The following is a 23,185-nucleotide window of genomic DNA, read 5'->3' on the forward strand; positions in this document are numbered from 1 at the left end:
CGACCACCACCCCCGCCGGCTGCCCGGGCAGGTTGTGCCCCCCGGTTTATCTGGACACCTGGGGGGCGGTGGGTGGGGGCCGCCGCCGGGGTTTGGGGGGGGGGGGGGGGGCGCGGGGGGGGGTGGGGGGGGGGGGGGGGCGGGGGGGGGGGGGCCCCCCACGACGAGCCGCAGTGCACGACGAGCCGCAGTGCACGACGGAGGCCGCTACACCCGACGCGGCCGCGGCGCGTCACGGAAACGGTGGTGCGGACGGCCGTCCTGGCGTGTGACTCGGCGGAGGTCGCGAACTACCGGGTGATTCAGCCGAGCAGACGTTCGCGCAGACGGGTACGCAGATCCACGGTGAGGCCGACAGCGGTCAGATGACGGTCGAAATCGCCGTGCAGTTCATGGGCTGCGGCGAGCGCGGTGCGCAGGTACTCCTCGCGGACGCCGAGCAGATCGTCGGAAAGGCCGTGGTCCGGGCCCAGCTCCTCGGCCAGCATGGCGCGCAGCATCGGCACGGCGGAATTGCTGAGCAGGTATTCGGTCAGCACGGCCTCCTCGCTCACCTCGACCGCGCGCAGCAGGGTCGCGATCGCCCAGCCGGTGCGGTCCTTGCCCGCCGCGCAGTGCACGAGCACCGCGCCGTCGTCGCGCACGATCGATTCGGCGATCGCGACGATGGCCGCGTGCGCCTCCGGTCGAGCGGGGAAGAGTCGGTAGACCTCGAGCATATGGGCCAGGGCCGAACCGGTGGCCGGGTCGTGCGGCGGGGCTTCGCCCATATCCGAGTCGAAGGGGGTGACGGTGAGCCGGATGCCTTCGGGCAGGTGGTCGGCGCCCTGTTTGGCGATCTCGGCCCGGCCGCGCAGATCGTGCACGGCGCTCACGCCGAGTTCACGCAATACGGCATGCCCGGCCTCGTCCAGCCTGCTGAGCTGAGCCGATCGCAGCAGCACTCCGGGACGGACGGTGCCGCCGCCGGTGGTGGGCAGACCGCCGAGATCGCGGAAGTTGAAGGTGCCGGTGATGCGGAGGTGGTCGGCCAGAGGCGAGAGAGTCACTTTCCCAGGCTAACGGTCGCCGAGGGCGCCGTGGTGCGGTCCGCGGAACCTCATGGCGACGGTCCGGTGTCCGTTTTGCGAGGTCCAGCTGTGTGTTCCGCCACAGCGGCGAGGCGCGATGTCGATCATGTCGTACGCTGATCGATGCTTTGTGCCGACGACGGGGGAGGTCGAGAGTGATGTTCGCGGAAGCGATTCCGGCGCAGCGCCTGGGGGGTTCTACATCGTTCCGGTTAGGTAACAAAACAATCTTTTAGTCTGAATTTACCCACCGAACTAGTTCTTAAACCCCGAAAACCTTCTACCATTGATGAACGCTGACTGGATGGACCGCACTTTCCCGACAAGTGTCCGCCCGGCTCAGCCAATCGCGGCCGACGAGGTGCGCGAGATCTGTCGCCGAGGGAGTCGTCGTTGATCGCACGTGGAGAATTGGTGGAGGCCCGATTGCGGCCGACCGTCTGCGAGGCAGTCGAGAATGCGGCTGCTTCGCTCGATATGACCGGTGTGCGCGCACTGCGGGTGCTGCTGCATGCCGGATTCAGCGCGTACTGGCCGTTGGTGAAGGCGACCCCGGCCAAACAGTTGCGGGCCTATGAGGAAGCCGTCCAGCGGTTGCGCGCGCACTGGGACGGCGATGCCGATACGGCGCCGGACGCGCCCGGTGCCGCGCTGTTCCAGGACACCGATGCCGAGGTCGGCGTCTTCCTGGAGTTGTGCGCGCGGCTCGCCGGCGCGCAGTGGCTGGAACCGGTCGACGCCATCGCGGCCTATGTGGTCTCGGTGCTCCAGGGCGCGGTATTGCGCTGGCTGGCCGACCGCGACGATGAGACGATCCTGGTGGTCCTCGACGATGTGGTATCGAGCCTGGCCACCCGCGCCGCGGACGCGTGAGCGGTATCCGCACAGTACTGGACGACTGACCAGTTGCATGGTTGAGTGGGTGGGGTGACTGAAACGTCGCCGATCGCGGGGCTGCACGCCGCCACCGCCGACCTCGAGCCGCCCCTCGCCGCCCTCGACCTGACCGCCCTCCGCGCCAATGCCGCCGATCTGGTGCGCCGCGCGGGTGGCGTCCCGATTCGCGTCGCCAGCAAATCCGTGCGGTGTCGCGCCGTGCTGGAAGAAGTGCTCGGCACCGGCCTGACAGCGGACGGCGGATTCGCGGGCATCATGTCGTATTCGCTGGCCGAAGCCATCTGGTTGGTCCGGCTCGGTGCCCGTGACGTGCTGCTCGGCTATCCGGTGACCGACCGAGCCGCCCTGGCCGAGCTGGGCTCCGATCAGCTCCTGCGTGATTCGATCACGCTGATGATCGACGATGTCGCCCAGCTGGAATTCATCCGTGCCGCGATCGGCACCGAGACCGTGCGGCCGCGGGTCTGCCTGGATGTGGACGCCTCGCTGCGGATCGGTCCTCTGCATCTCGGTGTGCGCCGCTCGCCGATACGAACGCCGGATGAGGCGGCACGGCTGGCCGCGGCGGCGCAGCGGGGCGGCTTCGAGGTGGTCGGCGTGATGACCTACGAGGCGCAGATCGCGGGCCTGCCCGACAGCAATATCGCTGTGCGGCTGGTGAAGAAGGTGTCGGCGGCCGAGATCGGCAAGCGTCGGGGCGAGGTGGTGGACGCGGTGCGGTCGGTGGCCGGGCCGCTCCAGATCGTCAACAGTGGCGGCACCGGGTCCATCGAGGTCAGCACCGGTGACGCCGCCGTCACCGAGGTGACCGCCGGGTCCGGTCTGTACGCCCCGACCCTGTTCGACGACTATCGCGCGTTCAGTGTGCAGCCATCGCTGTTCTTCGCGCTGTCCGTCGTGCGCAAACCCGCACCCGGCATCGCGACCCTGTTCGGTGGTGGCTATATCGCCTCCGGTCCAGCCGGGGCGTCGCGGGTGCCGAAACCGGTATGGCCCATCGGTTTACAGATGCTCGGCACCGAGGGTGCGGGTGAGGTGCAGACGCCGCTGACCGGCGCCGCTCACCTTCGCATCGGCGATCGGGTGTGGTTGCGACATGCCAAGGCCGGTGAGCTGTGCGAGCGGTTCGATCGGGTGCAGATGGTCGACGGCGAGGGTGTGCGCACCGCGGTGCCGACCTATCGCGGCGAAGGAAAATGTTTCGGCTGAGGCTGCGGCGAATCGGCGGAAATCGCGCCGAAAATGACCGGCTGTAGTAGTACTGAATTCGGACTATTCGAATACAAAACCGACTGGTTTGGTTAATCGGTGACGTGCTGGCGTGATTCGAAGAATCGGTTGATGACCGGGGAATCGGCGGCCATCAACGAATATACGGGTACTCCCAACCGGTATCGCAACGCGAATTGTGTCGCCACGTAACCGGTCGACTCAGCCCAACCGGAGCAACCGCGACAGCTCGGTCAATTCGGCCGCCGAGGCGGGCAGGTACTCGGTCAGCAGTGGCGAGCGGATGATGATCGCCTTCCACAGCGCCCGGCACACCGCACCCTGCACGATCGTGCGTGAGATCAGCCCCGGCACCCCGTGCGGCGCGTCGGCCGGGCTCGATGTCGTCATGGAGACGATGACGACCGCCGCCTCCCGGCCGCGGAACAGCTCGGGCGTACCCACCAGCACATCATCGATCTTGGCGCGGGCCAGCAGCGTCGAGATCCGTGCCACCTGGGCGCGATAGGGCGTCACCACGAAGATGTCGTGCGGATGCAGCCGCCGCGTCGTCGCGCCGATCGTCCACGACAGGCCGAGGAGGGCGCGCACCCGGCGCACCACCTCCCGTGCCTCGGCGACCGATTCGGTCGAATCGCCGTGATGATCCACCAGGACGGTGTCGACACCGGGGGCGATATCGGTGAGGCGGCGCGCCAGCGTGACGGTATCGCAGGCGCGTAGCCTGCCGTCGTAGTAGAGCCGCGACATCGGCTCGGCCACCTGCGCGGGCATCCGCCAGGTGCGGTCGAGGAAGTATCCGCGGTCGGCGGGCAGCGTATCGCCGCCCTCGGTCAGCCAGCCGAGGACCGATTCGCCCACCGGTTCGGGATGGGCGGCGGCGATATGCTCGTGCGGCGCGAACGGGGCCGTTGCCGCGGGAGCCGGGACCGGATCGCCGATCAGGAGCAGGTTGTGGGCGCTCACCGCCGCGGCCACGGCCTCGGCCAGCGCGAATCGTCCCGCATCCGCGATGACCAGCAGATCCAGACCCTGGTACGGAATCAGCGCCGGATCGGCGAAATCGGCCGGGGCGCCACCGACCACACAGCCGTTGATCGCGTTGTCCAGGAACCGCGGATAGCGCTCGGCATCGATGACGGCCCACTCCGGCGCCGGAATCGTGACGTCCTTCTTGGCCACCAACTCCGGCAGCACCCCCGCCTCGACCACCGCGTCCAGTACGTTCTCCACGATCGCCGGTGTCGGCGCGACCACGCCGACCCGCCAGCCGTACCGGGTGACCATGCGTTCGACGACCCGCGCGACGGTGGCCGTCTTCCCGGTACCCGGCGGCCCGTGCACCGCGACGTAGGAGTCGTCGAGCGACCGCACGGCCGCGGTGATCGCGGCGGCATGGTCGCCGTGCACCCTCGGCAGCGGACCACCCGCGGGCCGCAGCCGCGGCACCCGGCGCGCGAGGATGTCGAATACCGCGTTCGCCGGGATGTGCGGCAGCGTCATCAGCAGCAGTTGGGCACTGTGTTCCATCGCGGCGTCCACGCTGTCGTCATGTCCGGGCGGGCCCGGTGCGATGGCGGTGGGCAGATCGTCGAACGGTGCGCAGCCGGGCGGCAGCCGTTCCTCGAGTCGGACGGTGTCGTCGAATTCCGCGTCGACCGAACAGCCGAGCACCGTTGCCGTCGCGGTCGCTCGGGTGCCCGCTGTCGCCGCCATGGCCGCGCCGACCGGACGGTCGTAGAAGGTATGGACCGCGGTACCCGGCGCCAGCCCGCTGCCGGCGCCCATCCGGCCGGTCAGCGTGAGGAACCGCCGCATGGTGTCACCGCGCGGGCCGATATGCCATTTGGTGTCGACGGTGCCCCAATCCGCCACCAGCACCCCCGGCGCCTCCGGCCATTCGTCGACCGGATGGCTGAGCCGATCCGCGTGCGCCCACCACAGTGGCTGCCGTTCCCGGCGGCGATATCCCAGTGCCGCCGCCATCACCGCCGCCACGCGACGGGCGGGTGTGTCCACCTCGGACCGATGGTCCGGCGCGTCCGCCGGGTGCGCGGGTGCGTCCTGGTCGCTCGGTTCGATCGTCGGTGCGTCGGCGTGCGCGAATTCGGCGAGTGCGGCCTCGAGGGGGAGCGGACGGACCGTGGGTGCGGCGCCCGGCTGCATTCGGCGTGCGGTGCGCCGACTGTGAGTGCGTGGCTCTATGCCCTGTTCGGCGGCGCGGTCGAGCAGCCAGTCCCGTAATCCGAGGACGGTGACGCAGTCGTGGTCGGCGCCGGGGGCGGGTGGCGCGCCGGGAAGCAGGGACCGCAGCCGCGTGAGCCGATAGGAATCCGTGCCGATCAGCACGGCGTTGCGCACGATCGGATACAGGTCGACCAGCACGCCGCCGGTCAGCAGTTCATCGATCAGGTCCTCGCCGGTACCGAATCGGGCGCCCGCGCATACCAGGGCCGAGCGGACGGCGGAGGTGTAGTGGAAGATGTGCAGCTCGGGGTCATTGCTCCTGCGTTCGCAGATGAAGCGGAGCACCGCGTCGAGCGCGTCACGCCCTCGGGTGCGAACCCCATCGGGCCGGCCGTCGCGCGCCGCCGACAACGGCACCACCGCTGACAGCTGCACGGCACCGGAGCCGCCGAGTTCGATCCGCACCCAGCCGGGTTCCACCACATCGATGGTGAGGCCGAGGTCGCCGGGGGAGGTGGGTGGCAGCGCGCCGATCGCGGCGGGATCGATGAGAGTGTGCGCGGGACGTCCCGAATCATCACGGCGCAGCTGGATCTCGGCCTGCCTGCGCAGGCGGAGCAGAGTGCGCGGCGCAACCTCGGGCACCGTTGGCAGCGGGCCCGGTGCGGCGGCCAGTCGGTCGATGGTGCCGATCCCGGATTCCCGCAGTCGCGCCCGCGCGGTGCCGCTCATGCCCGCGACAAGCAGCAGATCGCGCGCCGCGGTGAGCGCCTCGACGCAGACCGGACAGTGTCCGCAGGCCAGATAGCGGGGGTCGCCCCATTGGGCGGGCAGCAGTTCGCCGAGTTTCTCCTCCACGATGCGCCGCACCCGTGCGCGTCGCGCGCGATACACCGGTAGCAGCTCGGCCAACGGCAGTGTGCGGATCCGGTCGCCGTGCGACTGCGCGATCAGCGGATCGGCGGGCACACCGGCGGCTTCGATCGCGGCGGCGCAGCCCGCGAGTTCCAAGGCTCCGGTGATCGAGAAGTCCGCGTCGGCGAGGCCGTGCACGCGGTAGCGCACCCGGTGCTCGGCACGCACCAGGAACTCGGCGCGGCAGGCGAATTCGCCGTCGAAGAACACCGCGCCCGCGATCACCGGAGCCCGGCTGTGCAGGGCGGCAAGGGTTTCGGAGTGTGCGGCGCGCAGCCGGGCGATGATGTCATCGCCGCCATCCTCGAGGTCGATGCGATCACGAAAGGCGCTGATCTCGACGAATCCCGCGCCGTGGCGTTCCCGCAATTTCGCCGCCATCCCGGCCCGTTCGGCATCCAGGTCGGCCCGCCCACCTCGTCCGGGAGCGACCTCGCCACCACCGGCGGGCACGGCACCCATCTCGGTATCGAGGGCGTGCAGCATCGCGAATTCGCACCGCGCGGCGCGGGTGAGGTCTGCGGCGGTGCTGACGACGCGATCACCGAACACGAACAAACGCGGCCCTCCTGTGCCCGGACGGGACACCGGTCAGCGCTTCCTTGCGCACCGGACGGCAACACCTTAGCCAGCGGATCCGGCCGCGATGAAGCCTGCCCGGCTCGGCGTGGCGTCAGGAACGAGGCTTGCGCCGCTCGAAACGTTTACCGGCGTCGCGGTCACGGCGCGGGCCCCGAGTGAACGACCGCTGTCCCGGCGGGCCCTGATCGAGTTGCAGCTGGATCAGCACACCGCTGATCCTGGTGCTGCGCAACGCATCCAGCGTTTCCTTCGGCAGATGCGCGGGCAGCTCGACCAGGCTGTGGTCGGGCCGGATGCTGATATGACCGAAGTCGCTGCGGCGCAGTCCGCCCTCGTTGGCGATCGCGCCGACGATCGCGCCCGGCACCACCCGATGCCGTTTACCGACGCTGATCCGGTAGGTGGCCAGCTCGGCGCCGGTGGCCCGATGCCGTCCGCCGCCGCCGGCTCCGCCGGGGCGTTCGTCGTCGAAGCGGCGCGGTGCCCGCTCGCGCTGCGGACGCTCGACCGGCTCCGGTTCGGGCTCCATGAAGAAGTTGTCGCCATCGTGCGAGCCGACGGCCAACGCGGCCGCGATATCGACGAGGGCGATATTGTGCTCGCGCTCGTACTCCTCGATCAGCTTGCGGAACAGCGCGATATTGGCCGAGTTGAGGTTCTCGGTGATGGCGTCACCGAACTTCGAGACGCGCTGGGCGTTGACATCGTCGACGCTCGGCAGCTGCATCTCGGTGAGCGGATGCCGGGTGGCGCGTTCGATCGCCTTGAGTAGATGCCGTTCCCGCGGCGCGACGAACAGCAGCGCCTCACCCGAGCGGCCCGCGCGACCGGTGCGGCCGATGCGGTGCACATAGGACTCGGTGTCGTGCGGGATGTCGTAGTTGACCACATGCGAGATGCGGTCGACGTCCAGACCGCGGGCGGCGACATCGGTGGCGACCAGGATGTCGAGGGTGCCCGCCTTGAGCTGACCGATGGTGCGTTCCCGCTGGGCCTGGGCGATATCGCCGTTGATGGCGGCGGCGGAGAAGCCACGCGCGCGCAGCTTCTCGGCCAGCTCCTCGGTGGCCTGTTTGGTGCGCACGAAGATGATCATCGCCTCGAACGACTCGACCTCGAGGATACGGGTCAACGCGTCGAGTTTGCGCTGATGCGACACCTGCACCCAGCGCTGGGTGATGTTGGTGTTGGTGGAGGTCTTGGCCTTGACGGTGATCTCGACCGGATCGTGCAGATACTGCTTGGAGATCTTGCGGATCGCCGCGGGCATGGTCGCGGAGAACAGCGCGACCTGCTTATCGGACGGGGTGTCGGCGAGGATGCGCTCGACGTCCTCCTGGAACCCCATCTTGAGCATCTCGTCGGCCTCGTCGAGCACCAGGTACTGGAGCTGCGACAGATCGAGCGTGCCCTTTTCCAGATGATCGATCACGCGGCCGGGCGTGCCGACCACGACATGTGCGCCGCGGCGCAGACCGGACAACTGCACGCCATAGCTCTGGCCGCCATAGATCGGCAGCACATGCAGACCGGGGATGTGCGCGGCGTAGCGGCCGAACGCCTCGGCGACCTGGATCGCCAGTTCACGGGTCGGTGCGAGCACCAGGGCGCGTGGCGCCTTACCGGTGACCTCGAGGCCCATCAGGATCGGAATGGCGAACGCGGCGGTCTTACCGGTGCCGGTCTGCGCGAGACCGACCACATCGGCGCCGGAGAGCAGCGGTGGAATCGTCGCCGCCTGGATGGGCGACGGCGTTTCGTAGCCGACATCGGCGATGGCCCGCAGCACGCGGTCATCGATGCCGAGATCGGCGAAGGTGGGGTCGACAGTGCTGGTATCGCCGCCCACAGCGGTGGTTTCGTCGTCGCCGGGAACGCTGTCGACCTGATTGGTGCTCATTGACCAGCAGTTTACCGCCTCGCGGTGGTCGTCCCGGCCACCGGGCCAATACGGTGAGACCTATGCAACCGCAGAACACGGCCGAGACCACGGCGTCGGGGGCCGGGCGAGTCGATCTCGCGGTGGTCCAGTTCGCGCCGTCGACCGAGCCGTCGGACAACCTGGCCGCGCTGGGTGAACAGGTGCGCGCGGCGGCACGGGCCGGGGCCGCTGTGGTGGTCGCGCCGGAGTATTCGATGTATGCGGTCGGCCGGCTCGATCAGCGTGTCGTCGCCGTCGCCGAGCCGTTGACCGGCCCGTTCGTCACCGGCCTGGCCGCGATCGCCGCCGAGCACGGGGTGCACCTGGTGGCCGGAGTGGTGGAGGCGACCGCTTCGGATGCGGACCGCATCCACAACACGCTCGTCGCGCTCGGTCCCGACGGAACACTGCTCACCCACTACCGCAAGGTGCACCTCTACGACGCGTTCGGTCATCGCGAATCCGAGGTGGTGCGGGCCGGCGCGGTGACCGAACCCGCCGTGTTCACCGTGGGCGAGGTCACCTTCGGGATGCAGACCTGTTTCGATCTGCGCTTCCCCGAGGGTTGCCGTCGCGTGGCGGCGGCGGGCGCCCAGGTGCTGCTGCTGCCCGCCCAGTGGATTCCCGGTCCGGGCAAGGTCGACCAGTGGACCACCCTGCTGCGGGCCCGCGCCATCGAGAACACCGTCTATGTGGCCGCCGCCGATCAGAGCGCGCGGCGCGGTGCGGGCGCGTCGATGATCATCGACCCGGCGGGTGTCGTGCTCGCCGAACTCGGCGACGAACCGGGTGTGCGGGTGGCGACGGTCGATCTCGCGCGGGTGGCCGAGGTCCGCCTGGCCAATCCCAGCCTGGACCTGCGGCGATTCGAGGTCGTCGAGCGCGTCGGGGAGTAGCGTTCGAGGTAATGGTCTACAGCGATCGTGCCGCAGCCGGTCGCGCGCTGGGTAAGAGATTGTCCTACCTGCACGCGTCGAATCCGCTGGTGCTCGGTCTGCCGCGCGGCGGGGTTCCGGTGGCGGCCGCGGTGCGCGCGGTGATCGGCGGCGATCTCGACATCCTGCTGGTCCGCAAACTCGGTGTGCCGTGGCAGCCCGAACTCGCGGTCGGTGCGATCGGTGAGGACGGCGGCCGGGTGATCAACGCCGATGTGCTCGCCCATACCGGGCTCTCGCGGGACCGTCTCGCCGAGATCGAGGCCGCCGAACGCATCGAACTCGAGCGTCGGCGGACGGCGTGGCGTGGCGATGCCGAGCCGATCCCGTTGGGTGGGCGCACCGTCGTCATCGTCGACGACGGTATGGCGACCGGCGCGACGGTGCTGGTGGCCTGCCGGGTGGCGCGGTTGAAGATGCCGAAACAGCTCATCGTCGCGGTCCCGGTGGCCTCCGCGGAGGCCATGGACCGGATCGCGTTGGAAGCCGACGAGGTGGTGTGCCCGCTGATCCCGCCCGACCTCGGCGGGGTCGGCAATGCCTACCGCGACTTCCATCAGCTCGTCGATCACGAGGTCACCGACCTGCTGGGCGCGGCGCCCTAGCGGCCGACCGGCTCGTTCACCACTGGTCGGCGAGCGCGGTGCGGCGCTGGGCCGCGGTGACCATCGGACGCAGATGGCCGGTGAACTGCTCGGCGTCCACCGCGACGATATCGACGCTGTTGCCGGTGCGCACGAGGTAGCGCCCGTCCTCGGTGAGGTCCACCCAGCACAGCACGCCGAACGGGTCCAGTTCGTCGTCGCGGCGCACCGACACCACGATCTGGCCGATACCGTCGCGGCGCTGACGTAGCAGTTTGCGGATACGGGTCGGCTCGGTCGGTCCGGCCACCGGCATCGTCACCAGATTCCTGCTGTCCTCGACCACCCGCGACAGCGGGGCATTGAGTCGTGGGCCCGTACCGGCGGGGCAGCCGGGCAGCATCGAGACCACCCGTCCCGGCAGTGATCTGGCGCCACCGGCCATCACCGTCAGCTCGGCGCCGCGATCGGGTTCGGCACCCGGACGCTGTGCGGCGACCACCGCGACATTGCCGCTGGCGGCGCCGAGGATACGAACCGGTGTGGTCGCGCCGTCCGAGTCGGTGCGTTCCCCGAACACCTCGACGCACACGTCGGGCCGGGCCAGTACGCGCAGCGCGGCTTCCAGGTCGGCATCGAGGGTGCGGTCACACCATTCGGTCAGGGCGGGCAGTTGTGCGGCGCGTTCGGCGGTATCGCGCGCCGACAACCGCACGGCCAGTGGATAGGGGATGCGATCTCCGTCGGTCCTCGACCAGGCCATGGCGAACTGGTCGGGGGTCATGCTCCAGTTCACTCGTGCTCGGTCCACTCACCGAGGACCGGCGGTGTGGTCGGGTCGAGTGAGCCGATCAGCTCGCCGCCCGGACCGGCCGGTTCGAGGAAGGTCAGCTCGTCGTCGACGTAGTGCAGATCGTCGTCCTCGTCATCGAATTCATCGGTGTTCGCCGGTGCGGGTTTCGGGGCGACCGGGGCCGGCCCGGAGCGGGTGGTGTCGGCGGCCGCCAGGGCTCCACCCATCAGGCCACCCATCGCGCCAGCGCTCATCCCGGCGATCGCATCGCCGCCGGACGCGGTCGAATCCTGGCGCTTCTCCTCCCGTTTGCGCTGATCGTCGGAGGTGCCGGTGTTCGAAGGGACCGCGCCGACGCCCGCGACCGACGCGGACGCGGCCACGGTGGACGCCGGTGCCGTGGCGGGTATCGCCGCCGGGCGGTCGGTGGACGGCACCGGTGCGGCACTCGCCGGGGCGGTGGTGGCCGCGGCGGGCGTGGTGGCCGGTGTCTGCGGAGTGGATTCCGCGGCCGCGGGGACGACCGGCGCGGCGGCCGCGGGGATCGTCGCCGGTGCCTGCGTCTCCGAGTCGGCGGGCTCCGGTGCCGCGGGCGGTTCCGGTGCGCCCGGCTCCTGGTCCACCGTCGCCGCGACGACGGTCACCGTCGGCGGCTGGGAAATCGGGCTGCCGACGTCGATATCGGGAACCACGATCGATACCGGACCGGGAGTCGCGGCTGCCGGGGCCGGAGCGGCGGCGCCCGCCGGTGCGTCCGGGAATGCGGGCACCGCCGCGCCGGTCGGGATGAACGCGGTGGTGTAGATGCTCTCCATCACCCGGACCACGTCCTGGCGTGAGTTCTCGACGGTCTTGGCCGCGGCGACATTGTCGGTGGCGCGCGCCGGATCCAGCAGGGCCGCCGCGAGATCGGGTTCGGCGTCCGACGGTCCGGGCACTGCACCGCGCAATGCCTCGGCGGCGTCGCCCGCCTGGCCCAACCGCTGCCCGACCACCGTCATCACATCGGCGAGCTGCCTGCCGAGCTGTTCGAAATCGCGTACGGCCGCGGCGGCCTGCTGGGCCGCGCCGCCACGCCAGCCGTCGGCGATGGCCGAACGGATCTCGGTGTGCGCCTGATCGAGTGCGTCGGTGAGCCCGGTGGCGGTGGTCTGCCAGGCCTGCTGGCCCGCGAGCAGTGTGGCGGGAGCGAGTTGCTGTACGGCGGTGTGGATCTGGTGATGGGTCAGACTGTCGAAGACCTCGACCGTGGACGCGTAATCGGGGTCGACGCGCTGATGGGCACCGCGTTCGGCGGTGCGCGGCATATCACGCATCGGCGGCCACCTTGCGGGTCGCGGCGGCGACGGCGTCGTCGGTAGCGCGGTAGGCCGCGGCGGCGGCGCGGAAGGTCTGGGCCAGGCTTCGTGCGGCGGCCGCGTAATCGCGCAACTGGGTGATCGCCTCGGTGGCCTTGCCCTCGAAACCGCGGCGCAGGGCGTCACCGGAGGCGAAGCCACCGAAACCCGGCAGGGTGGCGGCCGCGGCGAGCTGCTGGATCTGGATGTCGACCTGGTCGGCGAGCTGTTCATAACGCAGGGCGCACTGTTCGTGCGCACCCTCGGCCACCAGGACTCCGTCGATCCACAGATCGCCGTTGTCGACGGCGGTACCGAGTGCGGCGATATCGTTGCGCTGCACCTCGTCCCCCTTCTTCCCATCGGCTGCCTACGCAGCTGTCGGTCACGAGCGCCGTGCCAACCCCTTGACGACTCCCAGCGTCCACTCCGCGATGTCGGCACCGACCCGCGCGTGCACCGGCTCGTGCAGCAGATCGTGCCCGGCGTCGGCGTACTCCCGCAAATCTACCCATTTATGCCGCCCAGTCCATACCCGCACCGCATCGATGGGGGCCCGGCGATCGTCGAGACCGTGCACCGCCAGGACCGGAAGTGTGGCGGGCAGCGGTGTTCCGGCGGCGTCGGCCGCACCGCCGCCGAGCGCGCGGCCGGTGACACCGGACAGCACCAGGCCGGCCAGCGCGTCCACCGGGATGGAGGGGACCAGCGGATAGTCGGCGGCGAGGGCGCCGGTGCCGCGACCGGTGTCGGCCTCGGCCTCGGTCGCGGCCGGTAGGGCGGCGCCGAGCGCGCCGAGCGCGGTGACCGCGCCGAGGGAATGACCCATCAGGATCAGCGGTGTCTCGGGGACTTGCGCCCGGACCAGTTCCAGTAGCGCCGCCGCATCGTCCACCAGTTCCCGCAGTGTGCCCGGCTGTTCGGGATCACCCTCGCTGAGCCCGTGGCCCGCGGTGTCCAATGCCCACATCTCGATGCCCGCACCGCGCAGAACTCGCGCGAACCGGTGGTAATGCCCGCTGTGTTGACCGATACCGGGCAGTAGCACCAGCACCGCCACCCGATGCTCGTCCGGCCACCGCCGATAGTGCATCCGGCCGCGCGCGCCGTCGAAGTAACCCATCTCCGCATACTCGCAGAAATCATGCGGCAGTAGGGGACTCACGATTCTGGTACTGATGCGTAGTTTCTGATCGCTCGAATATGGGCTGTGTCACAGGCGGATGCGTCACCGCAGGGCACGCTGTGCGCGCTGTGCGATCTCGCGGATCCGATCGGTGAGTTCGACCGGTTCGTGCACCCGGAAATTCGCGCCGAGGGCGAGCAGGCGCTGCGCCAGCCATTCGGGGGAGTCGTCGCGGTCGCAGTCCATGCGGCAGGTGTCGGCATCGATCGCGGTGATATCGCCGGGTGCATCGCCGAGCCGGCCCACGACCCGGGCCATGGGCGCGTCGATGGTGACGCGGACCCGCAGCATCGGTGTACCCCAATCGGTGCGCCGTCCCGCGACGTAGGCGGCGGGATCGTCGGCGGGCAGGGCGCGCGGGACGAACCGGGCGCCGGTCGGTCGGGCCGCCTCGATCCGGTCCGCCCGGAACATCCGCCAGCCCGCGCGATCCAGGTCGTAGCCGACCAGGTACCAGCGCCGCCGTGACGGGACGAGTCCCGCCGGTTCGACGTGACGCGCGGTCGCCGCACCCGCTCCGTCGCGGTAGTCGAAACGCACCCGCTCGGTATTGGTCACCGCGACGGCCAGCGCGGTGAGTATCTCGGCATCCACCGCCGGATCGTCACCGGATGGCGGCACCAGCGCCGTTCCGAGCACCCGGACCCGCCGCCGCAGTTTCGCCGGGAGCACCTGCTCGAGTTTGGCCAGTGCCCGCACCGAGGCGTCCTCGATCCCGGTGATCGCCGAACCGGCGGCGGCGCGCAGCCCGACCGCGAGGGCGACGGCCTCCTCGTCGTCGACCAGTAGTGGCGGCATGGCGGTACCGGCGACCAGTCGATAGCCGCCCATCGCGCCCATGGTCGCCTCGACGGGATATCCCAGCTCGCGTAGCCGGTCGATATCGCGGCGCACGGTGCGTCCGGTGACGCCGAGTCGTTCGGCCAGTTCGCTGCCCGGCCATTCGCGTGGAGTCTGCAACAGCGACAGCAGCTGGAGCAGGCGTTCCGCAGTGTCGGTCATATTTCTCAGTGTTCCCCAAAAGTAGGACATAAACGGTCCTATATCCCTCCTAGAGTAGGTCATGGATCGACACCGAGCCCACAGGAGAACTGATGACCTTCCCGATTCGCCCCTTCCGGATCGACATTCCGCAGGCCGATCTCGATGATCTGCACGAGCGGCTCGCCCGTACCCGCTGGAGCGCGTACCAGCTGCCGGGGCAGGGATGGGAGCGCGGGGTTCCGCTGGACTATCTGAAGGAGCTGGCCGAGTACTGGCGCACCGGATTCGATTGGCGTGCCCAGGAATCGGCGCTGAACGAGTTTCCGCAGTTCCTTACCGAAATCGACGGTCTGGATGTGCATTTCGTGCATATCCGCTCGGCCGACCCGGAGGCGATCCCACTGATCCTGGCCCACGGCTGGCCGAATACCTTCGTGGAGTTCAGCAAGACCATCGGGCCGCTCACCGATCCGAAAGCGCACGGCCTCGGCGACGCGCAGGCGTTTCATGTCGTGGTGCCGTCGGCGCCCGGTTTCGCCTTCTCCGCCGCACCCACCGACACCGGGATGACCGCGGCGCGAGTGGCGGCCATGTGGGTGACGCTGATGGACCGGCTCGGCTACGAGAAGTACGGCGTCCAGGGCGGCGACCTCGGGGCCTACATCGCGCCGGAGATGGCACTCGCCGCGCCGGATCGGGTGATCGGGGTCCACGTCGACGGCGGCCTCGGCATGCCGACCGCCGCGGACGTTCCGGGAATGACCGAGGACGAGCGCGCCGAATGGGACATGATGCAGCAGTGGATGACCGGCGGTGTCGATCACCACACGTTGCTGCGGGCCGCCCCGCAGACCTTCGCGCACGCGTGGACGGATTCGCCGGTCGGACTACTGGCCTGGATGATGCAGAAGCTTCATGAGTTCACGCCGATGGCCGAGCGGGTCGAGGATGTCATCGACCGCGATCATCTGCTGGTCAATATCGCGCTGTACTGGTTCACCGACACCGCGGGCACCTCGTCCTGGCCGATGTACAACGGTCTCGGCGAGGACGGCTTCGACTGGCCGAAGGGGCAGCGGTTGGTGCCCACCGGGACCTATGGCGGTAGTTCTGCGCTGATGCGGCGGTTGGCGGAGAAGGACAACGACATCGTGCACTGGCCGGAGGGGAACCCGGGCAATCATTTCGTGGCAATGGAGGAGCCCGATATGCACGTCGCGGATATCCGCGAGTTCTTCGGCAAGATCACGGTGCCCAGCAGCTGAGGGACTCCGTAACCCCTCAGCGCCCGCCCTGGACCTGCGTGCCCGCGGGTACCTGCGGTTTGGCCGGAGCCGTGGTCGCGGCCGGGGCGGGCGCCGGAGCCGGTGCCGCCTCGGGCGCGGGCTGTGGAACCGCCGCACCGGATCCGGCATTGCCGGATTCGGCGGGCGCGGGAGCCGGAGCGGGCGCCGCAGTGGTGGTCTCGGCGGGCGGCGGCGGAAGCTGGACCGGCTGCTCGGCCACCGAGAACGTGCCGACGGTCGGCATCATGACGCAGCGCGCGCCCGGATAGTCGATGGTGCCCCACATCGATGCCAGCACGGTGCCCGGCCCGCTGTTCACGGTCTTGGCCAGCGCCGGCGTGCCGAGGTCGGTGCGATCGTCGAGCAGATCGATACCGCTGGCGCCGTTGTTGATGTTCACCCAGGCCACCACGAGTCCCGAGGACAGCGGGACACCGGAATGGGCGGGCGTGGCGTGGAACATGAGCGTGCCCGGCGCGCTGTTGACGCCGATATTGGAACTGGGGCCGTTCGCGGTTCCGGCACCGATGATCGTGGTGACCAGACCGTTCACCCCGCAGCCGAAGGTGGGCGCCGGGTAGGCGAAGGGGGCGAAGGCGCCATTGATATCGCGCAGCTTCGCCACATCGACCAGGTTGCTGTATTCGCGCAGGGCGCCGACGCCTGCGGTCACGGCTTTATCGCCCTCGGCTCGGTCGGCGAGCGCGGTCAGCCCCTTCTCGACGGGGGTCGGCGCCGGATCGGCGGTGGCCGTCGCGGTGAGCGTCAAGGCGGCTCCCAGAGCGGTCGCGGCCGCGGTCACGCGTGCGATGGTTCTGCCGTTCACTGACTCAACTCCCTCGATCCGAACCATGGGGCGGCCTGCGCCCCGTGCAGAACGTACCAGGGGCTCGGTCGATATGCGGGGCTTGCTCCGGCGCTCGCGCAGTTCAGGCCGCATGGTCGCGGGTTCGCGTGTCGCCCGGATGTGATCCACTCGACAATGCAGGATTACCGGGGGGTAGTTTGGTCTGGGAGATACGAGACACGCAGGGAGATGCGTATGAAACTAGCCCTTTCCCCCGACGACGTCGCCTTCCGCGACGAGCTGCGCAAGTTCTATCGGAACGAGATCCCCGCCGATATTCGTGACCGGGTCAAATACGGCCACGAGCTGTCACGCGAGGACATCGTCACCGCGCACAAAGCCCTCAACGACAACGGCCTGGCCGTCCCCAACTGGCCGGTGGCCTGGGGTGGCAAGGACTGGACGCCGATGCAGCGCCATATCTGGCAGGACGAGATGCAGCTGGCCTGTGTGCCCGAGCCGCTGACGTTCAACGCCCAGATGGTCGGACCGGTGATCGCCCACTTCGGTTCCGAAGAGCTCAAGCAGCGCTTCCTGCCGCCCACCGCCGCACTCGACATCTGGTGGTGCCAGGGCTTCTCCGAGCCCGACGCCGGCTCGGACCTGGCCTCACTGCGCACCACCGCGGTGCGCGACGGCGATTCCTACATCGTCAACGGCCAGAAGATCTGGACCACCCTGGCCCAGTACGCGGACTGGATCTTCTGCCTGGTCCGCACCGATCCGAACGCGCCGAAGAAGCAGGCCGGTATCTCGTTCCTGCTGTTCGACGTGAAATCGCCGGGTGTCACCATCCGCCCGATCAAGCTGATCGACGGCGGCTACGAGGTGAACGAGGTGTTCTTCGAGAATGTCCGGGTGCCCGCCGATCAGCTGGTCGGTGCGGAGAACATGGGCTGGACCTACGCGAAGTTCCTGCTCGGCAACGAGCGCACCGGTATCACCGGCGTCGGCCGCACCAAGGTCAAGATCGGTGTGGCCAAGGAGTACGCCGCCGCCACGCGCTCGGGTTCGGGCACGCTGCTCGACGATCCGCTGTTCGCGGCGCGGGTGGCCGAACTCGAGAACGAACTGCTGGCACTGGAGCTGACGCAGCTGCGGGTGGTCTCCAACTCCTCGGACGGTAAGCCCAACCCCGCGTCCTCGGTGCTGAAGCTGCGTGGTTCGGAACTCCAGCAGGCGGCCACCGAACTGCTGCTCGATATCGCCGGTCCCGACGCGCTGCCGGTCGGCGCGGACGATATCGCCTCACCCGGCTGGGCGCAGCGCAGCGGTCCCGGCTATCTGAACTATCGCAAGACAACCATCTATGGAGGTTCGAGCGAGGTGCAGCGCACCATCATCGCCTCCACGATCCTCGGATTGTGAGGCGACACCATGGATTTCGATCTCACCGATGAACAGGTCATGCTGCGCGACACCGTCCGCGAACTGCTGGCCCGCACCTACGACGCCGAAACCCGGCTGAAGGTCACCGAGACCGAGCTGGGCTGGAGCCGCGATGTATGGCGTCAGCTGGCCGAACTCGGCGTGCTCGGGCTGAGCTTCACCGAGGAAGACGGCGGAATGGGCGCGGGCCCGGTGGAAACCATGCTGGTGCTGGAGGAGGTCGGGCGCAGGCTGGCGCCCGAACCGATTCTGGACGCGGTGCTGGTGCCCGGCGGGCTGGTGGCGGCAGCGGGTACGGCCGATCAGCGTCAGCGGATCCTGCCCGCGCTGGCGGCGGGCGAGAAATTGCTCGCCTTCGCCCACGCCGAACCCGGTATCCGCTGGCCCTCGGCCGAGATCGCCACGCGCGCGGTGCCGCAGGGCAACGGCTATGTGCTCGCGGGCGTGAAGAACCCGGTCGCGCACGGTGATTGCGCGGACGAGTTCGTGGTCAGCGCGACCCTGCCGGACGGTGGCGTCGGATTGTTCCTGGTCGCGGCCGAGGCGAAGGGCGTGAACCGCACCTCCTACGCGACGGTCGACGGACAGCGCGGCGCCCAGCTCGAATTCGATTCCGCGCCGGGCGAGTTGCTCGGTGACAACGCCGATTCCTCCGCGGCCGTGCGTTCGGTGCTCGCGCAGGCACAGGCCGGTCTGTGCGCCGAATCCATCGGCGCCATGGAGGAAGCCCTGCGGCTGACCACCGAATACCTGAAGACGCGCAAGCAGTTCGGGGTCACCCTGTCGAAGTTCCAGACGCTGACCCAGCGGGCCGCGAACATGTATGTGTCGCTGGAGCTGGCTCGCAGTATGAGCCTGTACGCCACGGCGTCGCTGGCCGATGGCAAGGACGATGCGGTGACGGTGTCGCGGGCCCGGCTCCGGGTCGGCCGCTCGGCGCGTCACGTCGGCCAGGAGGCGATTCAGATGCACGGTGGTATCGGGGTCACGGCCGAATACCCGGTGGGTCATTATGTGGCCCGTCTGACCGCCATCGAGCGCACGCTCGGCGGTGGGCTCGAACATCTGAATGTGCTCGCGGCACAGGTGGGCGACTACGAGTTGCCGGAACTCTAGGGAGTTGTGGAGCGGCCCCGGCGGGAGATCCGCCGGGGCTGTTCGCTGTTCGGGGACCGTTCGCGGATGAGTTCAGGTGTTGCAGATCGGCCGTAGTGGGGTCGAGTTCGCCTCGACGGGTCGTCACTCGCCTTCGGCGGAAGGTGCCGGAACCGACTGCGGTCCACGCGGCGTCGGTTCCGGCAGCTGCGCAGACGGTTCCGGAAGTTCGGTGTAGGCGGACCGGGTGGTCGGCCGGACGTAGGTGGTGGCCTCCGCGTCGGCGGTCTCCTGATCGGCCGTGTCCGGTTCGTCGGTGGACAGCGGGCGTGTGGTGTGGGCCGGGCGGGTGGTGGGAGCGGTGGTCGGCTCCCAGTCCTCGGTGGTGGCGGGCGGTTCCGTCGTCGTGGTGCGCTGCGCCGGGCGGGGGCGGCGGGTCGTGGTCTCCTCGTCGGAGTCGGCGTCGTCGGTGGAATCCCCGTCGCGAGTCTCGGTGGTCCAGTGCGCGGGCAGGGTGCGCCGCGGCGCCGGTTCGGGCGCGATCCGCCAGGTGGGCGACGGCGGGATGACCACCTTCGACGCGGTGATGGTCGTGCCCTCGACGACCGGCGCCGGGGCGTGGGAGCCGGATCGGATCGGCGGCGGTGCGACATAGGTGTCATCGCTGCCGACGCCGCAGGCGCCGATGAGGACCAAGCCGAGGGATACGGCACCGGCGGCCGCTACCGGACCGACGATTTTCGCCCTGTTGCTCTCCATCGGTGATGCTCCTGGGTAAGTACGAGTCGCGCTCACATTAGACGAGGGCGGCGGTCTCGACCAGATGGCGGTCGATGGTCCCGCCAATTCTCAAACATCACCAGGTCAGATAACGAACGGATCTCCTCGGCGTGTCGTGCGCCCGGGTGCGGCACAATCCACGCGGTGTGGTCGTAGCGTGTGTGATGCAAGTTACGCGTGAGACGCCTGAAACCTGGATGAGAGCGCATCGAGCGGTTGGCGCGCACGGCAATACTCGGATCGGCGTCATCGAGGAGTAGATGATGGGAGCTTCTTCGACCACCCCCCTGTCCGCCGCGGCCGCCTCGGCCACGGCGTCGTCGCCGAATCTCGGCGATACGCGTTCACGTGCCGTACCCGCCGTCGTCTCGCGGGTGCTGGCCTGGGTGTTCTTCATCGGTGGGCTCGTCGGTGCGATTCTCGGCATCGCGGGTCTGCACGTCGAAATCACCGTCGCCGGACTCATTCTGGCCTGCACGACAGGTCTGATCCTGCTCAAACTGCGGGCCGATACCACCGGCTCCGCGGCCACGAGCTGACCGGCGACTCCGCCGAAAAGGGCGGGCGCGCAACGGGCTCGGCTGGCTAGCCTGTGGTGATGGACCTGAAGATCATCGACGATGCCGCCGAGTTCCGCGATCGCTGCGGTGCGCTGCTCGCCCGTGATCCGCTGCGACATACGGTCATCGCCACCACCGTCGACAACATCGTGACCGGGCTCGACAGCCCGCAGGTGCCGCCGATCTTCGTCGCGGTGCGGGACGGCTCCGAAGTCACCGGCATCGCCATGAAGGCCGGCTGTCGCGATATCTACCTCGGCGCGCTCTCGCCGGACATCATTCCCGCCGTTGTCGATCTCTTCGCCGCCGTCTCGCCGGATTCCGGCGGGGTGGAAGGTCCGGCCGAGGTGTCGGCCGCCTTCGCCGAACAATGGTGCGCGGTGTTCGGCGGCGACAGTCGGCCCGCCTTCCCCACCACGCTGTACCGGTTGGGTGAACTCATCGCGCCGACGGTGCCGGGGTCCGCCCGGCAAGCCGGGGAGGGCGACCTGGATCTGTGCCTGTCGTGGATGACGGCCATGCGCGCCGAGATCGGTTGGGACAGCGGCCCGCCGGTCGAGGCGATTCGCCGCCGGATCCTGGCCGGTTCCTGGTGGCTGTGGGAAGACCGGGGCGAGCCGGTCAGCCTTGTCGCGCGGCAGGTCCCGTCCTTCGGCTGGTCGCGTCTCGGTCCCGTGTTCACTCCGCCCATCGCCCGTGGCAACGGCTATGCGCGGGCCCTCACCGCCTATGTCGCACAGGTGATCCGGGGCGAGTCGGTCGAGGTGTGCCTGTTCGCGGATACCGACAACGCCGTCACCAACCGTCTCTACCGCGGTCTCGGGTTCCTGCCGGTCGGCGAATTCACCGCCTACGAATTCGCGAACCAGCCCGCGTAGACGCGAGTCGGTGAGGCCTGGCCGGGCGGGCGGTGTCCTCGTCTCCCGGACGTCTACCCGTCGCCCGAAGTTGGTCGATCGTTGGCCGGTCAGCAACCCTCCAGCCCCAGGGTGAAAGCCGGTTTCCCAATGGTGGTGGTGCCGCAGAATTAGGGCGGTTGTGCGACCGCTCGGACCTGTGATCATGGCATTGTCCACGGTGGCGGTCGCGCATGCTCGAGAGGCTTTCAGTATGGGATCGGTGGTTATCGGTAGCGATGGTGTTGCCGCGGACCCTGTGCTCGTACCGTCCGGTGCGACGGTCACCCTGGCCGATCTGCCATTGCGGGACAGTCTGCGGGGACACACCCCCTACGGTGCGCCGCAACCGGCCGTCGCGGTGCGGTTGAACACCAACGAGAGCCCGCATCCGCCGTCGGAGGCGATGATCGACGATCTGGTGGCCTCGATCCGCGCCGTCGCCACCGAACTGCACCGTTACCCCGACCGCGATGCGCTCGCACTGCGTACCGATCTGGCCGCCTACGTGACACGGCAGACCGGAATCGGTGTGGACGCGGCCAATGTATGGGCTGCCAACGGCTCCAACGAGATCCTGCAACAGCTCCTGCTCGCCTTCGGCGGTCCCGGCCGCCGTGCCCTCGGTGTGGCGCCGTCCTATTCGATGTACCGTATCGCCGCCGAATGCCTCGGCACGGAATGGATATCGGTGGCCTACGGGCCCGATTCCGCGCTCGATATCGAGCACATGCTGGACCGGATCGATGAACACCGTCCGGACATCGTGTTCGTGACCACACCGCACAATCCCTCCGGTGCGCTGCTCGCGCACGCCGACCTCGAGCGGCTGCTGCACCGCGCGCCCGGTCTCGTGGTCGTGGACGAGGCATACGGCGAGTTCGCCGCCGCGCCGAGTGCCGTGGCGCTCATCGAGAAGTATCCGGCGAAACTGGTGGTCACCAGGACATTGAGCAAGGCGCTCGCCTTCGCGGGCGCCCGCGTCGGGTATCTGGTCGCCACCCCCGCCGTCGTCGAGGCGGTGCTGCTGGTCCGGCTGCCCTACCATCTGTCGACCCTCACCCAGACCGCAGCGCGGGCGGCGCTTCGTCATACCGACGACACACTCGAGCGGGCCGCCGTCGTGCTCTCCGAACGGGAGCGGGTCGCGCAATCACTGCGGGACATGGGTTTCCGGGTGCGCGACAGTGAAGCCAATTTCCTGGTCTTCGGCCCATTCGCCGACGCATCGCGAACCTGGCAGCGCTATCTGGAACACGATGTCCTCATCCGTGATGTCGGCATCCCGCACAACCTGCGCGTCACGATCGGCTCCCCGGCCGAGAACCATCGATTCCTGGAGGTCAGTGCCCGCCTGCGGGCCACGGAATCGGCATGATCGACCGTCGCCGGTTCGCGGGGTATCGGCGGCGGTCGACGGGGTGCGGGCGGTGTGCGTGCGTCCTGTGATCGAGACGATGCGGGCGGCGACCGGCTATCGGCCCGCAGGCTCCCACCGGGCCGATCGCCCATCCACGGTGGCAGCGCCTGTGGCATAGATCTCCCCACCCCTGGGGCCCCGGCACATCATCCTCGCGTCGCCCCCCGATTCATCCGATAGACGGATGCCCCACGTTTCCGCTCTCGCTACGTTGGGTAGTAGGTCGGGCCATATGAGGAGGAAGAAAACGTGAACATCATCGATCTCGGATCGTCGGCATTGAACTTGGCG

At 69.1% G+C, this 23,185-nt stretch carries 20 protein-coding genes; 10 read left to right on the forward strand and 10 right to left on the reverse strand.

The features are described from left to right. Nucleotides 1-302 precede the first annotated feature (302 nt). Nucleotides 303-1,049 carry a tyrosine-protein phosphatase gene (locus tag QH168_RS01940; protein WP_280232627.1) on the reverse strand — a complete coding sequence of 249 codons (747 nt, stop codon included), beginning with the start codon at nt 1,047-1,049 and terminating at the stop codon, nt 303-305. 414 nt (nt 1,050-1,463) lie between these two features. Between QH168_RS01940 and QH168_RS01945 the strand changes: the two genes are divergently transcribed. Together QH168_RS01945 and QH168_RS01950 are read left to right on the forward strand one after the other, a co-directional pair. Next, nucleotides 1,464-1,943 (forward strand): TetR family transcriptional regulator, encoded by a 480-nt coding sequence (locus QH168_RS01945; RefSeq protein ID WP_280232628.1) that lies wholly within the window; start codon nt 1,464-1,466, stop codon nt 1,941-1,943. Between the two features lie 45 nt (nt 1,944-1,988). Then, the gene (locus QH168_RS01950) at nt 1,989-3,176 is read left to right on the forward strand and encodes an amino acid deaminase/aldolase (RefSeq protein WP_280232629.1); all 1,188 of its coding nucleotides are present in this window, start codon (nt 1,989-1,991) and stop codon (nt 3,174-3,176) included. Nucleotides 3,177-3,398: 222 nt separating this feature from the next. On the opposite strand, the gene QH168_RS01955 is transcribed toward QH168_RS01950, so the two are convergent. After that, the gene (locus tag QH168_RS01955; RefSeq protein WP_280232732.1) at nt 3,399-6,851 is read right to left on the reverse strand and encodes an AAA domain-containing protein; all 3,453 of its coding nucleotides are present in this window, start codon (nt 6,849-6,851) and stop codon (nt 3,399-3,401) included. A 121-nt stretch (nt 6,852-6,972) separates the two neighbouring features. Further along, complete coding sequence (locus tag QH168_RS01960; RefSeq protein ID WP_280232630.1) at nt 6,973-8,781, reverse strand: DEAD/DEAH box helicase; 1,809 nt, start codon at nt 8,779-8,781, stop codon at nt 6,973-6,975. Between the two features lie 62 nt (nt 8,782-8,843). On the opposite strand from QH168_RS01960, the gene QH168_RS01965 reads away from it, so the two are divergent. Together QH168_RS01965 and QH168_RS01970 are read left to right on the forward strand one after the other, a co-directional pair. After that, a complete protein-coding gene (locus QH168_RS01965) occupies nt 8,844-9,698 on the forward strand; it encodes a carbon-nitrogen hydrolase family protein (protein ID WP_280232631.1) in 855 nt (284 codons plus the stop codon). Nucleotides 9,699-9,709: 11 nt separating this feature from the next. After that, on the forward strand, nt 9,710-10,342 hold the full coding sequence (locus QH168_RS01970; protein WP_280232632.1) for a phosphoribosyltransferase: 633 nt from the start codon (nt 9,710-9,712) through the stop codon (nt 10,340-10,342). A gap of 16 nt (nt 10,343-10,358) precedes the next feature. Here the strand turns inward: QH168_RS01970 and QH168_RS01975 are convergent, their stop codons facing one another. From QH168_RS01975 to QH168_RS01995, 5 genes are all read right to left on the reverse strand, one after another. Continuing rightward, entirely contained in the window at nt 10,359-11,105 is a 747-nt protein-coding gene (locus QH168_RS01975) for an ESX secretion-associated protein EspG (protein WP_280232633.1), read from the reverse strand. A gap of 8 nt (nt 11,106-11,113) precedes the next feature. Next, complete coding sequence (locus tag QH168_RS01980; RefSeq protein ID WP_280232634.1) at nt 11,114-12,430, reverse strand: PPE domain-containing protein; 1,317 nt, start codon at nt 12,428-12,430, stop codon at nt 11,114-11,116. Further along, a complete protein-coding gene (locus tag QH168_RS01985) occupies nt 12,423-12,794 on the reverse strand; it encodes a hypothetical protein (protein WP_280232635.1) in 372 nt (123 codons plus the stop codon). The genes QH168_RS01980 and QH168_RS01985 overlap by 8 nt, the downstream gene beginning before the upstream one ends. A gap of 42 nt (nt 12,795-12,836) precedes the next feature. Then, nucleotides 12,837-13,574 (reverse strand): alpha/beta hydrolase, encoded by a 738-nt coding sequence (locus tag QH168_RS01990; RefSeq protein WP_280232636.1) that lies wholly within the window; start codon nt 13,572-13,574, stop codon nt 12,837-12,839. Between the two features lie 105 nt (nt 13,575-13,679). Continuing rightward, nucleotides 13,680-14,639 carry a helix-turn-helix transcriptional regulator gene (locus QH168_RS01995; RefSeq protein ID WP_280232637.1) on the reverse strand — a complete coding sequence of 320 codons (960 nt, stop codon included), beginning with the start codon at nt 14,637-14,639 and terminating at the stop codon, nt 13,680-13,682. A gap of 92 nt (nt 14,640-14,731) precedes the next feature. Between QH168_RS01995 and QH168_RS02000 the strand changes: the two genes are divergently transcribed. Further along, nucleotides 14,732-15,886 (forward strand): epoxide hydrolase family protein, encoded by a 1,155-nt coding sequence (locus QH168_RS02000; RefSeq protein WP_280232638.1) that lies wholly within the window; start codon nt 14,732-14,734, stop codon nt 15,884-15,886. Nucleotides 15,887-15,902: 16 nt separating this feature from the next. On the opposite strand, the gene QH168_RS02005 is transcribed toward QH168_RS02000, so the two are convergent. Beyond that, nucleotides 15,903-16,733 carry a hypothetical protein gene (locus QH168_RS02005; RefSeq protein WP_280232639.1) on the reverse strand — a complete coding sequence of 277 codons (831 nt, stop codon included), beginning with the start codon at nt 16,731-16,733 and terminating at the stop codon, nt 15,903-15,905. Nucleotides 16,734-16,949: 216 nt separating this feature from the next. Between QH168_RS02005 and QH168_RS02010 the strand changes: the two genes are divergently transcribed. Continuing rightward, nucleotides 16,950-18,122, forward strand: a complete 1,173-nt coding sequence (locus QH168_RS02010) for an acyl-CoA dehydrogenase family protein (protein WP_280232640.1) — start codon at nt 16,950-16,952, stop codon at nt 18,120-18,122. A gap of 9 nt (nt 18,123-18,131) precedes the next feature. Further along, nucleotides 18,132-19,259: an acyl-CoA dehydrogenase family protein gene (locus tag QH168_RS02015; RefSeq protein ID WP_280232641.1), complete on the forward strand. Its 1,128-nt coding sequence runs from the start codon at nt 18,132-18,134 to the stop codon at nt 19,257-19,259. Nucleotides 19,260-19,382: 123 nt separating this feature from the next. Here QH168_RS02015 and QH168_RS02020 read toward each other — a convergent pair whose 3' ends face one another. After that, nucleotides 19,383-19,997: a hypothetical protein gene (locus tag QH168_RS02020; RefSeq protein ID WP_280232642.1), complete on the reverse strand. Its 615-nt coding sequence runs from the start codon at nt 19,995-19,997 to the stop codon at nt 19,383-19,385. 284 nt (nt 19,998-20,281) lie between these two features. Here QH168_RS02020 and QH168_RS02025 point away from each other — a divergent pair, with 284 nt between their 5' ends. The 3 genes from QH168_RS02025 (at nt 20,282) to QH168_RS02035 (ending at nt 22,852) form a co-directional block, all read left to right on the forward strand. Next, complete coding sequence (locus QH168_RS02025; protein ID WP_280232643.1) at nt 20,282-20,557, forward strand: hypothetical protein; 276 nt, start codon at nt 20,282-20,284, stop codon at nt 20,555-20,557. A 59-nt stretch (nt 20,558-20,616) separates the two neighbouring features. Next, complete coding sequence (locus tag QH168_RS02030; RefSeq protein WP_280232644.1) at nt 20,617-21,456, forward strand: GNAT family N-acetyltransferase; 840 nt, start codon at nt 20,617-20,619, stop codon at nt 21,454-21,456. A 232-nt stretch (nt 21,457-21,688) separates the two neighbouring features. Continuing rightward, nucleotides 21,689-22,852 carry a histidinol-phosphate transaminase gene (locus QH168_RS02035; protein WP_280232645.1) on the forward strand — a complete coding sequence of 388 codons (1,164 nt, stop codon included), beginning with the start codon at nt 21,689-21,691 and terminating at the stop codon, nt 22,850-22,852. The last annotated feature ends 333 nt before the right edge of the window (nt 22,853-23,185 follow it).

Origin of the sequence: Nocardia cyriacigeorgica, assembly GCF_029868385.1 — a bacterium.
In the GTDB taxonomy this organism is placed as follows: Bacteria; Actinomycetota; Actinomycetes; order Mycobacteriales; family Mycobacteriaceae; genus Nocardia; species Nocardia cyriacigeorgica_F.

Bases quoted from the DNA above. Each gene is read 5' to 3' on its own strand.
- QH168_RS02020 (WP_280232642.1), bottom strand. From the start codon at position 19,997: ATGGAGAGCAACAGGGCGAAAATCGTCGGTCCGGTAGCGGCCGCCGGT.
- QH168_RS01990 (WP_280232636.1), bottom strand. From the start codon at position 13,574: ATGGGTTACTTCGACGGCGCGCGCGGCCGGATGCACTATCGGCGGTGG.
- QH168_RS02035 (WP_280232645.1), top strand. From the start codon at position 21,689: ATGGGATCGGTGGTTATCGGTAGCGATGGTGTTGCCGCGGACCCTGTG.
- QH168_RS01960 (WP_280232630.1), bottom strand. From the start codon at position 8,781: ATGAGCACCAATCAGGTCGACAGCGTTCCCGGCGACGACGAAACCACC.
- QH168_RS01970 (WP_280232632.1), top strand. From the start codon at position 9,710: ATGGTCTACAGCGATCGTGCCGCAGCCGGTCGCGCGCTGGGTAAGAGA.
- QH168_RS02010 (WP_280232640.1), top strand. From the start codon at position 16,950: ATGAAACTAGCCCTTTCCCCCGACGACGTCGCCTTCCGCGACGAGCTG.
- QH168_RS02000 (WP_280232638.1), top strand. From the start codon at position 14,732: ATGACCTTCCCGATTCGCCCCTTCCGGATCGACATTCCGCAGGCCGAT.
- QH168_RS01975 (WP_280232633.1), bottom strand. From the start codon at position 11,105: ATGACCCCCGACCAGTTCGCCATGGCCTGGTCGAGGACCGACGGAGAT.
- QH168_RS01965 (WP_280232631.1), top strand. From the start codon at position 8,844: ATGCAACCGCAGAACACGGCCGAGACCACGGCGTCGGGGGCCGGGCGA.
- QH168_RS02025 (WP_280232643.1), top strand. From the start codon at position 20,282: ATGGGAGCTTCTTCGACCACCCCCCTGTCCGCCGCGGCCGCCTCGGCC.
- QH168_RS01980 (WP_280232634.1), bottom strand. From the start codon at position 12,430: ATGCGTGATATGCCGCGCACCGCCGAACGCGGTGCCCATCAGCGCGTC.
- QH168_RS02030 (WP_280232644.1), top strand. From the start codon at position 20,617: ATGGACCTGAAGATCATCGACGATGCCGCCGAGTTCCGCGATCGCTGC.
- QH168_RS01995 (WP_280232637.1), bottom strand. From the start codon at position 14,639: ATGACCGACACTGCGGAACGCCTGCTCCAGCTGCTGTCGCTGTTGCAG.
- QH168_RS02015 (WP_280232641.1), top strand. From the start codon at position 18,132: ATGGATTTCGATCTCACCGATGAACAGGTCATGCTGCGCGACACCGTC.